This is a genomic window from Burkholderia sp. Tr-20390 (assembly GCF_017104595.1).
Classification (GTDB): domain Bacteria; phylum Pseudomonadota; class Gammaproteobacteria; order Burkholderiales; family Burkholderiaceae; genus Burkholderia.
In genome coordinates this window covers 53,159-64,203 of the sequence record NZ_JAAGPC010000031.1, presented here as the reverse complement: position 1 = coordinate 64,203, position 11,045 = coordinate 53,159, and the positions used below count along the sequence as shown (strand labels likewise).

Annotated in this window: 11 protein-coding genes; 8 read left to right on the top strand and 3 right to left on the bottom strand. The window is 68.6% G+C overall.

Translation table 11 applies throughout. From position 1 onward, the window contains the following. Positions 1 to 434: response regulator (locus tag G3N98_RS11735; protein ID WP_206148272.1), on the bottom strand; the 434-nt coding region annotated here is incomplete at its 3' end. A 339-nt stretch (positions 435 to 773) separates the two neighbouring features. Between G3N98_RS11735 and G3N98_RS11730 the strand changes: the two genes are divergently transcribed. Further along, complete coding sequence (locus G3N98_RS11730; protein WP_206148271.1) at positions 774 to 1,202, top strand: hypothetical protein; 429 nt, start codon at positions 774 to 776, stop codon at positions 1,200 to 1,202. A gap of 46 nt (positions 1,203 to 1,248) precedes the next feature. Here G3N98_RS11730 and G3N98_RS11725 read toward each other — a convergent pair whose 3' ends face one another. Further along, positions 1,249 to 1,473 (bottom strand): hypothetical protein, encoded by a 225-nt coding sequence (locus G3N98_RS11725; protein ID WP_039357299.1) that lies wholly within the window; start codon positions 1,471 to 1,473, stop codon positions 1,249 to 1,251. A 326-nt stretch (positions 1,474 to 1,799) separates the two neighbouring features. Here G3N98_RS11725 and G3N98_RS11720 point away from each other — a divergent pair, with 326 nt between their 5' ends. From G3N98_RS11720 to G3N98_RS11705, 4 genes are all read left to right on the top strand, one after another. Continuing rightward, positions 1,800 to 2,489, top strand: coding sequence for a DUF969 domain-containing protein (locus G3N98_RS11720; RefSeq protein ID WP_206148270.1), 690 nt, complete (start codon positions 1,800 to 1,802; stop codon positions 2,487 to 2,489). Continuing rightward, entirely contained in the window at positions 2,486 to 3,436 is a 951-nt protein-coding gene (locus G3N98_RS11715; protein ID WP_089432462.1) for a DUF979 domain-containing protein, read from the top strand. The genes G3N98_RS11720 and G3N98_RS11715 overlap by 4 nt, the downstream gene beginning before the upstream one ends. A 10-nt stretch (positions 3,437 to 3,446) precedes the next feature. Further along, the gene (locus G3N98_RS11710; RefSeq protein WP_089474571.1) at positions 3,447 to 4,469 is read left to right on the top strand and encodes a DUF2891 domain-containing protein; all 1,023 of its coding nucleotides are present in this window, start codon (positions 3,447 to 3,449) and stop codon (positions 4,467 to 4,469) included. A 115-nt stretch (positions 4,470 to 4,584) separates the two neighbouring features. Beyond that, a complete protein-coding gene (locus G3N98_RS11705; protein WP_089474572.1) occupies positions 4,585 to 4,908 on the top strand; it encodes a hypothetical protein in 324 nt (107 codons plus the stop codon). Positions 4,909 to 4,938: 30 nt separating this feature from the next. On the opposite strand, the gene G3N98_RS11700 is transcribed toward G3N98_RS11705, so the two are convergent. Beyond that, complete coding sequence (locus tag G3N98_RS11700; protein WP_206148269.1) at positions 4,939 to 5,763, bottom strand: IclR family transcriptional regulator; 825 nt, start codon at positions 5,761 to 5,763, stop codon at positions 4,939 to 4,941. Between the two features lie 187 nt (positions 5,764 to 5,950). Here G3N98_RS11700 and G3N98_RS11695 point away from each other — a divergent pair, with 187 nt between their 5' ends. From G3N98_RS11695 to G3N98_RS11685, 3 genes are all read left to right on the top strand, one after another. Beyond that, a complete protein-coding gene (locus tag G3N98_RS11695; RefSeq protein WP_206148268.1) occupies positions 5,951 to 7,606 on the top strand; it encodes a choline dehydrogenase in 1,656 nt (551 codons plus the stop codon). Positions 7,607 to 7,733: 127 nt separating this feature from the next. Beyond that, positions 7,734 to 9,038, top strand: coding sequence for an MFS transporter (locus G3N98_RS11690; protein WP_089474574.1), 1,305 nt, complete (start codon positions 7,734 to 7,736; stop codon positions 9,036 to 9,038). 515 nt (positions 9,039 to 9,553) lie between these two features. Next, a complete protein-coding gene (locus G3N98_RS11685; RefSeq protein WP_206148267.1) occupies positions 9,554 to 10,969 on the top strand; it encodes an FAD-binding oxidoreductase in 1,416 nt (471 codons plus the stop codon). The last annotated feature ends 76 nt before the right edge of the window (positions 10,970 to 11,045 follow it).

Genomic DNA, 11,045 nt, shown 5'->3' with positions numbered 1-11,045 from the left:
CGGGAGGCCGTGCCGGCGACGCGCGTGCCGCCGGGCGCGTCGAGCAGGCGGCCGATCTGGTCGATCTTCGCGAGCAGCAGGCGGGTCGTGTCGCCGGCGGCGCCGTCGCCGAGCCGCGGCGTATCGACCGCGTCGAGCGCGCCGGCGCCCATCGCCTCGAACACGCGCCAGGCATTCGCGCCGATGCAGCTCGTCACGATCAGGATCGCGCACGGTCGTTCGGATCGCATGATCCGCCGCGTCGCTTCGATCCCGTCGAATTTCGGCATGATCAGGTCCATCAGCACGACGTCGGGCGGCTGCGCGGCGCACAGCTCGACGGCTTGCGCGCCGTCGGTCGCGACCCACAGCACGCGGTGCTCGGGCCGGCGCGCGATCGCGCGGCGCATCGCCTCGACGGCAAGCGGGAGGTCGTTGACGATGCCGATGTTCACAAGCGGAATTCTCCGGTCGGTTCGTAGTGTTGGAGGTGGGCCGGGTTCATGGAAGGGGCTGCCTGTTCGGCGCCGCCGGACGGCATCGGCGGCCGGACGGCACGGCATTCTTTTGGGTTGGCGACGCCCGCATGCTGTCATGCGGCGCGGGCGGCGGCAATCGAAAAATTCGCGCATGGTGCCGTTTCAGTGCGTTTCCTCTATGACGGTGCGGTGTTTGCCGACAGCAGGGGAGCCGGGTCGGCCCGCGCATGCCGGTCCGGCCGTTTCGGCACGACCGGCCGCGGAAGCCGGCATGTTACCGTGGCGGCTTCGATAAAAACGACGGGAGAATGCCGGATGACCGTGCCCGACACCCTGCTGGTCAGCCGCGATCCGTACGCGCCGATCGTGACCGAGCACGACGGCCGCTTGCTGTACCGGATCTCCATCGAGAGCGGGCATGCGTCGTTCCACCGCGATTTTCCGGTCGATCCGGACGCGGTGCGCGTGCTCCGCGACGATGCCGAGCGCTTTTACTTCCTGTTCGCGGCGCTTCACCATCCGTACCAGCTGCGCGCAACGAACCTGTCCGACGCGGAACGCGAACGCTACTTTCGCACGATCCTGTTTGCCGGCCGCGACGAGGTCGAAGCGTTCATGACGGAACTCGACCGCGCCAGCAACGGCGCGGTCGCGAACCTGCTGAGGATCTTCACGCAGGCCGACTACCGGCAACTGCGCGCGGGCCGGTGGTTCGACATGGGCGCCGGTACGCCGGCCGCGTAGCGCCCGGGGCTGCCCGTCATCCGCTCCGACGGGCGAGGGCGCGCCGTCAATGGCTGCGCGCGTACCCCTGGATCAGCGCGCGCATCATCCCTTCGACCGTCGCGTCGAGCAGGTCGGCTTCCTGCTCGGACTCCTCGACGAGCGCGGCATATGCGGTCGCGAGCGTCACGCGATCGACCTCATGGCGTTGCTCCATCAGCGTCACCATCCCGTCCTTCGCCAGATGAGCGGAGAACGCGCGGCTGCCGATGGTCTGGAATACGTCAATCATGGCGGCTCTCCCGTCCGTTGCCGATGCTTTCCAGTGTAGTCGGCGCACCGGGGCTCCGCCACGCGCGGCGGGCCGCTGCACGCCGCCGGCCGGGGCGCTGACGCGCGTGCCGCAACCGGCGCGTTCGCGTCCCCGATTCTTCGGATGAAACTCCACCGACACCTGGCCCGGGCACGGCGTTCGCACACTTCAACGTTTACCCGGAGCAGTAAATTGTCGACTTTTTGTCGATAAAGTCTCGTGTTAGATTGCGCCGTCAGAGCCCGGTCCAAACCGGGCAGGCGGCGCGTTGCCAAGGCGCCGTGCATTCGACACAAGGAGGAGCAATGCTGGTGCTGATTGGGGTGCCGATCGTCGTGATCGGTTTTGCGCTGCGCTTCAATGCGCTGCTGGTGGTCACGATCGCGGGGCTCGCGACGGGGCTGGCGGGCGGGCTGAATCTCGTCGACATCGTCAGCGCGTTCGGCAAGGCGTTCACCGAAAACCGCTACATGGGGCTCATCTGGCTGACGCTGCCGGTGATCGCGCTGCTCGAGCGCAACGGGCTCAAGGAGCAGGCGAAGCGGATGATCTCGCGCGTGCAGGCGGCCACCACGGGCCGCGTGCTGATGCTGTACTTCGTGCTGCGCCAGGCGACGGCCGCGCTCGGTCTCACGTCGCTCGGCGGCCATGCGCAGATGGTGCGGCCGCTGATCGCGCCGATGGCCGAGGCCGCCGCGGTCAACCGGCATGGCGAGCTGCCCGAATCGGTGCGTCAGCAGATCCGCGCGCATGCATCGGGCGCCGACAACGTCGCCGTGTTCTTCGGCGAGGACATCTTCATCGCGATCCAGTCGATCCTGCTGATCAAGGGCTTTCTCGAACAGAACGGCATCGCCATCGAGCCGCTGCATCTGTCGGTGTGGGCGATCCCGACCGCGATCGCCGCACTCCTGATCCACTGCACGCGCCTCGCGCTGCTCGACCGTCGGCTCACGCGCGGCTTCGGCCTGGTGGGGCAGGAGGGCGCGCGATGATCGGCCTCGAATCGCTGTACACGCTCGCGGGGCTGATGTTCGCCGCGTTCGCCTTCTTCAACCTGACCGACCGCACGAACCCGCGCCGCATCGTCAATTTCGCGTTCTGGGCGATCTACGCGCTCACGTTCCTGTTCGGCGCGCTGCTGCCGCATTTCGTGACGGGCTGCCTCGCGATCGCGCTCGCGGTGATCGCCGGCTCGGGCAAGCTCGGGCGCGGCACGTCCGACGAAGCCGGGGAAGCGGCGGCCGTGCGGCGCGAGACGCTCGCGCAGCGTTTCGGCAACAAGTTGTTCCTGCCCGCGCTGCTGATTCCGGTCGTCACGCTGATCGGCACGTTCGCGTTGAAGCTCGTGCCGTTCGTCGAGCAGAAGAGCGTGACGCTGATCTCGCTCGTGCTCGGCACGCTCGTCGCGTTCGCCGTCGCGCTCGCGATGCTGCGCGATTCGCCCGTGCATGCGGTGAAGGAGGCACGCCACACGATGGACGCGGTCGGCTGGGCCGCGATCCTGCCGCAGATGCTCGCGGCGCTCGGCGCGCTGTTCGCGGTGGCCGGTGTCGGCGGCGTGGTGTCGGGGCTCGTGAAGGCGTGGGTGCCGATTGATTCGCCGTTCGCGGTGGTCGCGGCCTACACGGTCGGCATGGCGCTGTTCACGATGATCATGGGCAACGGCTTCGCCGCGTTCCCCGTGATGACGGCCGGCATCGGCCTGCCGCTGATCGTCCACCAGTTCCACGGCAACCCGGCGATCGTCGGCGCGATCGGGATGCTGAGCGGCTTCTGCGGTACGCTGATGACGCCGATGGCCGCGAACTTCAACATCGTGCCGGCGGCGCTGCTCGAACTGAAGGACAAGAATGGCGTGATCAAGGTGCAGTGGCCGACGGCCTTGCTGCTGCTCGCCGTGAACACGCTGCTGATGTACGCGTTCGCATTCCGCTTCTGACGAGATCCCCATGACCGACCGACTGACCCCCGAACTCGCCTCGAAATTCGCGTCGCTCGCGCTCGCGCACCTGACCCGCGAATATCCGAACAAGCTCACGCATTCGCTCGAAGGCCCGCACGACGTGCAGGGGCCGCGCGCACTTCACCCGATCTTCTACGGCAGCTACGACTGGCACTCGTGCGTGCACGGCTACTGGCTCGTGCTGCGCGTGCTCGAACGCTATCCGGCATTGCCGGAGGCCGAACGCATCGTCGCGATCGTCGACGCGCACTTCACCGAGGCGAACGTTGCCGGCGAGCGCGCGTATCTCGCGCGGCCGCACAACGCCGGTTTCGAGCGGCCGTACGGCTGGGCGTGGCTGCTCGCGCTGTCCGCGCAACTGGAGCGGCTCGCGCTGAAGGGGGCGATGCCGCAGGCCGCGCGCTGGGCGAAGACGATGGCGCCGCTGACCGACCTGTTCGTGTCGCGCTTCGAGACCTTCCTGCCGAAAGCGACCTATCCGCTGCGCGTCGGCACGCACTTCAACACTGCGTTCGCGCTGGCGCTCACGCTCGACTTCGCACGCGATACGCAGCGCGACGGGCTCGCGGCGCTGATCGTCGATACCGCGAAGCGCTGGCACCTGAACGATGTCGCGTGCCAGGCGTGGGAGCCGTCGGGCGACGAATTCCTGTCGCCCGCGCTGATGGAGGCGGAGCTGATGCGGCGCGTGCTGCCGGCTGCCGAATTCGACGGCTGGTTCGCGCGCTTCCTGCCCGATCTCGCGCGCGGCGAGCCGGCGACGCTGTTCGAGCCGGCGACGGTCAGCGACCGCAGCGACGGCAAGATCGCGCACCTCGACGGGCTGAACCTGAGCCGCGCGTGGTGCCAGCGTGCGCTGGCCGGGGCGCTCCCGGAAGGCGATGCGCGGCGCGCGAAGCTGCTCGACGCGGCCGACCGGCATCTGGCGAGCGCACTCGCGCACGTGGCCGGCGACTATATGGGCGAGCACTGGCTCGCGACGTTCGCGTTGCTCGCGCTGGAGGCGTAGCGCGCGAAACCCCGCCGGCGGCAAGGTCTTCGGCGCGCGGCTATACTCGCCGCTCGGGCCGTATCGCGCAGCATGCGTTGCGCGATGCGGCCATCTGTTTCCTTGCCGCCTCGCCATGGACAAGCTTATTTCCTACGTCGCCGCGATCCACGGACTCTCGGGCCCCGTGTCGATCGTGTCGCACGCGACGTCGCACGACCGCTGGACCGACGACGACGTCGAAGTCACGCGCGACGAAACCGAATACCGCTTCGACAACGGCGCGATCGTGCGCCGCTCGGTCGAGCAGGACCGCGCGCCGTCCGACCTGCTGTGCGCGGAATGCTGGATCGACTACGACGTGCTGCGCCATCCCGATGCGCAAGCGATCGGCCCGACGCGGATGACGTTCGACAACGCTTGCCGCGAGACTTTCTGGCTGCGTTATCACCTGGCTTGAAGGTTTCGACGCTTTAGCGCGTAACGGCAATCAACCCGGCGGCGCACCCTCAGCCGCATGCAGCAGCGGCGCGAGCCGCGTAGCCGCTTCCCGCATCTTCGGCACGTTCTCCAGCAAGTCGTTGAGCGTCGCGCGCGCGGTCGGCGCATGCACGGCGAGCGCCGCGAGCACGCGGCCGCTTGCTGCCTCCTTCACGGGCACCGCAACCGCCACCATCCCGCGCACGAACTCCTCGTTGTCGATCCCGACGCCGCGCGCGGCGAGCCGGTCGAGCTCGGCCGCGAGCAACTGCGCATCGGTCAGCGTCCGGTAGGTCATCTTCTTCAGCGTGAGCCGCGCGAGCATCGCGTTGCGCTCCAGCGCATTCATCTGCGACAGGAACAGCTTGCCGCTCGCCGTGCAATGCAGCGGCACGCGCATGCCGGGCCGCATCTCGAGCCGTAGCGGCTCGGTCGTCTCGACGCGTTCGACGTACAGCACCGTGTCGCCGTCGAGCGCGGTGAGGTTGCAGGTTTCGCCAAGCACGTCGACGAGCGAGCGCAGCACCGAGCGGCAGCCGCGCGTGAACGTGTTGTTCGACAGCGCCGCGAGCGCGAACTGCGCGGCGCGCGGGCCGAGCGCGATGCCGCGATCATGGCCGCGCGAGTCGGGCATGTGGATCACGTAGCCGCGCGTTTCGAGCGATTCGATCAGGCGCAGCAGCGTCGCCTTTGGAATGTGCAGCCGCGCGGCGAGCTGCGACAGCGTGTAGGGCTGGCCGGCCGACGCGAGCGCTTCGAGCACCGCGAGCGCGCGCAGGACGCGCGCGTCGTCGGCGGGCGCGCCATCGGGCGGCGCGGGGGCGGTTTCGCGCATGTGTCTCCTCCGTCGGGATCGGCGTGCGTCCCGGGATGGTGTGGGCGAGGGAAATGAAACGAATTGAACGGTTTTTGTACCACATTCACGGCGTGGACAATAAATCGGCTTGTATGCGTTCCGTGGGCTCAATAAATTTGGACGAAACATACCGGATTTTTCCAAAACCCCGGAACGGAGACACGGAATGACACGCAGCTTCGACTATGTCGTGGTCGGCGCGGGATCGGCCGGTTGCGTCCTCGCCAACCGGCTGTCCGACGGCGGCCGCCATACGGTGTGCCTGCTGGAAGCGGGCCCCGCCGACCGCTACATGTGGATCCACGTGCCGATCGGGTACGGCAAGACGATGTTCCACCCCGTGTACAACTGGGGCTTCCATACCGATCCCGATCCGAACATGCACAACCGCCGCCTGTACTGGCCGCGCGGCCGCACGCTCGGCGGCTGCAGCTCGATCAACGGGCTGATCTACGTGCGCGGGCAGCAGCAGGACTACGACCATTGGGCCGCACTCGGCAATCGCGGCTGGAGCTGGCGCGAGTGCCTGCCGTATTTCCGCAAGCTCGAACACAACACGCTCGGCGACGGGCCCACGCGCGGCACCGGCGGCCCGCTGTGGGCGTCCGCGATCCGGCAGCGGCACGAACTCGTCGATGCGTTCGTGGCCGCGTCGAACCGTCTGGGCGTGCGCACGGTCGACGATTTCAACACGGGCGACCAGGAAGGCGTCGGCTATTACCAGCTCACCACGCGCAACGGGCTGCGCTGCTCGACGGCGGTGGCGTACCTGAAGCCCGCGCGCGGGCGGCCGAACCTGCATGTCGAAACCGATGCGCAGGCGCTGAAGGTGCTGTTCGACGGCGCGCAGGCGTCCGGCGTGCGGTACGTCCAGCATGGCAAGGTGCGTGAGGTGCGCGCGCTGCGCGAGGTGATTCTCGCGGCCGGCGCGCTGCAATCGCCGCAACTGCTGCAGGTGTCGGGCGTCGGGCCGGCCGCGCTCTTGAACCGGCACGGGATTCCGGTCGTCGCCGATCGCGCGGGCGTCGGCGAGAACCTGCAGGATCACCTGCAGATTCGTCTGATCTACGAAGTGACGAAGCCGATCACGACCAACGACGAACTGCATTCGTGGATCGGTCGCGCGAAGATGGGGCTGCAGTGGGCGCTGTTCCGTGGCGGCCCGCTCGCGATCGGCATCAACCAGGGCGGGATGTTCTGCCGTGCGCTGCCGGACGAATCGGCGACGCCGGACATCCAGTTCCATTTCTCGACACTGTCGGCCGATTCGGCGGGCGGCAGCGTGCATCCGTTTCCCGGCTGCACGTATTCGATCTGCCAGCTGCGGCCCGAATCGCGCGGCACCGTGCGCATCCGCACCGACGATGCGCGCGACGCGCCGTCGATCCAGCCGAACTATCTCGACACCGAGCGCGACCGCCGCACGACGGTGGCCGGCGTGCGCTTTGCGCGCCGCGTCGCGGCCACCGAGCCGATGGCGCCGCTGATGAAGCGCGAGGTGCGGCCGGGCGCGGACGCGCAGACGGACGACGAGCTGCTCGAGTTCTGCCGGGAATACGGGCAGACGATCTTCCATCCGTCCGGCACCGCGAAAATGGGCGTCGCGAGCGATCCGCGCGCGGTCGTCGACGAGCGGCTGCGCGTGTACGGCACGCGCGGGCTGCGCGTGGTCGACTGCTCGATCATGCCGACCGTCGTATCGGGCAATACCAACGTGCCGATCGTGATGGTCGCCGAGAAGGCATCCGACATGATCCTCGAGGACGCGCGCGCGGCCGATCGCGGCCACAGCGTCGCGCCGGCCGCCGAGGCGCTCGCGTAGGGCGTCGCAACTTATCACCCGCGTGGCCCGTGCGCCTGCGCCCGGACGGCCGCCGCGCGTTCATCGATGCCCCCGCCGGCAAGGCGCCGGGGCAGGTTGCGGCGCATCCTTACCTGGAGAAGCTCGCATGGCAATCGATTCCCGGGTCGTCCGACGCGTGGCCGCGGCCAGCGTGATCGGCGCGACCGTCGAGTGGTACGACTTTTTCCTGTACGGCGTGGTCGCCGGCATCGTGTTCGACAAGCAGTACTTTCCGGCCGGCGACGCGTTCGTGTCGACGATGCTCGCGTATGCGACGTTTGCGGTCGGCTTCATCACGCGGCCGCTCGGCGGCTTGCTGTTCGGCCATCTCGGCGACCGCGTCGGGCGCAAGTCCGCGCTGATCCTGACGATGCTGATCATGGGCGTGTCGACGGCCGGCGTCGCGTTCCTGCCGACTTATGCGCAGATCGGCATGTGGGCGCCGGTGCTGCTGCTGACGCTGCGCGTGCTGCAGGGCATCGGCCTGGGCGGCGAGTGGGGCGGCGCGGTGCTGATGGCGTATGAGTACGCGCCGCCGCACCGGCGCGGGCTGTATGCGAGCCTGCCGCAGATCGGGCTCGCGATCGGGCTGTGTCTCGCGGCCGGCGTGGTCGCGGCGCTGTCGCGTGCGCTGCCGGATGCCGCCTTTCTCGCGTGGGGCTGGCGCGTCGCGTTCGCGGCGTCGCTGCTGCTGGTCGCGGTCGGCTTCTACATCCGCACCCGCGTGGCCGATACGCCCGAGTTCGTCGCGCTCAAGCGCCAGCGGCGCGATACGAAGCTGCCGGTCGTCGAGTTGCTCGCCAACTATCGTGAGGCGATCCTGCTCGGGATGGGCGCGCGCTATATCGACGGCGTGTTCTTCAACGTGTTCGCGGTGTTCTCGATCGGCTACATGACGCGCAACCTGTCGATCTCGCGCGGCGACGCGCTGCTCGGCGTGATGAGCGCGGCGGTCGTGATGTGCGTGTTCATCCCGGTGTTCGGCGGGCTGTCCGACCGGCTCGGCCGCGCACGCGTGTACCGGTGGGGCGCGACGCTGTGCGGGCTGTCGGTGCTGCCCGCGTTCTGGCTGTTGCAGACGCAGTCGACCCACCTGCTCGCCGTGTGGCTCGCGCTGGTGATCCCGTTCGGGATCTTCTACGCGATGGCGTACGGGCCGGAGGCCGCGCTGTTCGCGGAGCTGTTCGACGCGAACGTGCGTTACACGGGCATCTCGTTCGTCTACCAGGTGTCGGGCATCTTCGCGAGCGGCCTCACGCCGATCGTTGCGACCGCGTTGCTGCGCGTGAACGGCGGGGCGCCGTGGCTCGTCGGGGTTTACGTGATGTTGTCTGCACTCCTGTCGATCGTGTCCGCGCGGGCGATCGAGAAGCGCGGCGGCGTGGACGGCGTCGCAGTGCGCGCGATGTGACAGCGGGTGGGGCGGGGCGCGGGGTCGTATCGGCGGGGCGGTCGTCGGTCGGTGCCATGCCCACACCTGAGCCGACACCCGAGCCAACGACGACGGCCACGGCTACGCCAACGCCCATGCCCATGCCCACGCCTCTGACCGCTGCCGTCAGCCGGTCGTCCGATGCTGCCGGCTGATCGATCTCCCGGTGGTGCCAGGCTCGCGCCGCGTCCCCCTGCCGATCGCGACCCACCACCGTCTGCCCGCCATTCGGCCGCCCACGCGCTGGTCCAAGCGAATCCGGTCCACTGGCCCTACCTGCGAAAAATCGGCCTGCCTACACTTTCCTCGACAGATCGCCGCATTGAAGCATCTGCACACGATCGACCCGAAGAGAACGATCAGGAGACAGGCATGACCAACAGGCAGTCGGCAGCATTCGCCCGTGCGGCGAGCGTGCGCCCCGCATCAGTCAGTCGAATCGCCTCGCGCGCCCGTTGCGGCGCGGCAGGCCAGCCCGCGTCGGAGGTCTGAGCATGTCGACCCCTTCCATCGAACGCACCGCGAGCGGCTTCGCCGGCGGCCGGCCGAACGATACGCGTTACGACCCGACCTACGATCCGCTCGTGTCGCCGGGGCCCGGGTGCGGCCGGCAGTACGCGCCGACCTACTGGGTCGCGACGGCCGGCACCCCGCCGCCCGACGACGGCCCCGTTACGCGCGATCTCGATGTCGACGTCGCGATCATCGGCGCCGGCTACACGGGCCTCGCGACCGCGCTGTGCCTCGCGCGGGACCACGGCATCAAGGCCGTCGTGCTGGAAGCCAACCGCACGAGCTGGGGCTGCAGCAGCCGCAACGGCGGGCAGGGGCAGAACGCATCGGGCCGGCTGTCGCGCTCGCAGTGGATCGAGCGCTGGGGCAAGGACGTTGCGCTGAAGATGCACGACGAGATCCTCGAAGGCTTCGAGAACTTCAAGTCGCTCGTGGCGGAAATCGACTGCGACCCGCAGCCGGGCGGCCATTTCCTGATCGCGCATCGTCCGCGCATCATGGCCAAGCTCGCGGCCGAGGCGAAGGTGTGGAAGGACGTATTCGGCTATCCGTCCGAGCTGCTGAGCGCCGAAACCTTCCGCCGCGAATTCATCAACGACCACGAAGCGGCCGGCGCGCTGCACGAGCCGGAAGGCATCGGCATCCACGCGCTGAAGCTCGCGTTCGGCTACCTGCGCCTCGCGCGCGAAGCCGGCGCGAAGGTGCATACGAGCAGCCCGGTGCTCGGCTTCGAGACGATCGACGGCGTGCATCACCTGCGCACGCCCGGCGGCGTCGTGCGGGCCCGTGCAGTCGGCATCGCGACCGGCGCGTACACCGCGCAGACGCTGCATCCGTCGCTGCGCAGCAAGGTGATGCCGATCCTGTCGAACTCGATGGTCACGCGCCCGCTCACCGACGCGGAGATCGACGCGTGCAATTTCCGCACGACGCAGGTGCTGACCGATACGCGTACGCTGCGCTTCTACTATCGCTTCCTGCCGGATCGCCGCTTGCAGATCGGCAGCCGCAGCGCGATTACCGGTGACGATGCGCCGAACCCGCGTCACTTCGAATTGCTGAAGGACGGGATGGCGCGCAAGTTTCCCGCGCTGCGCGGCGTGGAGATCGACTACTCATGGTGGGGCTGGGTCGACGTGAGCCACGACATGATGCCGCGCGTGTGCCAGCCCGACCCGCGGCAGTCGGTGTACTACGCGCTCGGCTACGGCGGCAACGGCGTGTCGTACTCGCAGCAGGCCGGCCGCCGGCTGGCCGAGCAGATCGCGGGGAAGGGCGCACGGCAGACGCTGCCGATCTTCACGTCGCCGCTGCCTGGCCACCCGTTCGCGCCGTTCCGGCGCCTCGGGCAACGGATGCTCTACCTGTCTTACTTCAGGAACGACGAAAAGCCCTGAACGTAGTGCCTATCGCCCGGCGTGACACAACGCGCGCCGGGCGGTCGAACACAATAAAAGCAATAGAAATCCGTGC

Coding starts and splice junctions, on each gene's coding strand:
- G3N98_RS11730 (WP_206148271.1), top strand. CDS start 774: ATGACCGTGCCCGACACCCTGCTGGTCAGCCGCGATCCGTACGCGCCG.
- G3N98_RS11725 (WP_039357299.1), bottom strand. CDS start 1,473: ATGATTGACGTATTCCAGACCATCGGCAGCCGCGCGTTCTCCGCTCAT.
- G3N98_RS11690 (WP_089474574.1), top strand. CDS start 7,734: ATGGCAATCGATTCCCGGGTCGTCCGACGCGTGGCCGCGGCCAGCGTG.
- G3N98_RS11715 (WP_089432462.1), top strand. CDS start 2,486: ATGATCGGCCTCGAATCGCTGTACACGCTCGCGGGGCTGATGTTCGCC.
- G3N98_RS11695 (WP_206148268.1), top strand. CDS start 5,951: ATGACACGCAGCTTCGACTATGTCGTGGTCGGCGCGGGATCGGCCGGT.
- G3N98_RS11720 (WP_206148270.1), top strand. CDS start 1,800: ATGCTGGTGCTGATTGGGGTGCCGATCGTCGTGATCGGTTTTGCGCTG.
- G3N98_RS11710 (WP_089474571.1), top strand. CDS start 3,447: ATGACCGACCGACTGACCCCCGAACTCGCCTCGAAATTCGCGTCGCTC.
- G3N98_RS11700 (WP_206148269.1), bottom strand. CDS start 5,763: ATGCGCGAAACCGCCCCCGCGCCGCCCGATGGCGCGCCCGCCGACGAC.
- G3N98_RS11705 (WP_089474572.1), top strand. CDS start 4,585: ATGGACAAGCTTATTTCCTACGTCGCCGCGATCCACGGACTCTCGGGC.
- G3N98_RS11685 (WP_206148267.1), top strand. CDS start 9,554: ATGTCGACCCCTTCCATCGAACGCACCGCGAGCGGCTTCGCCGGCGGC.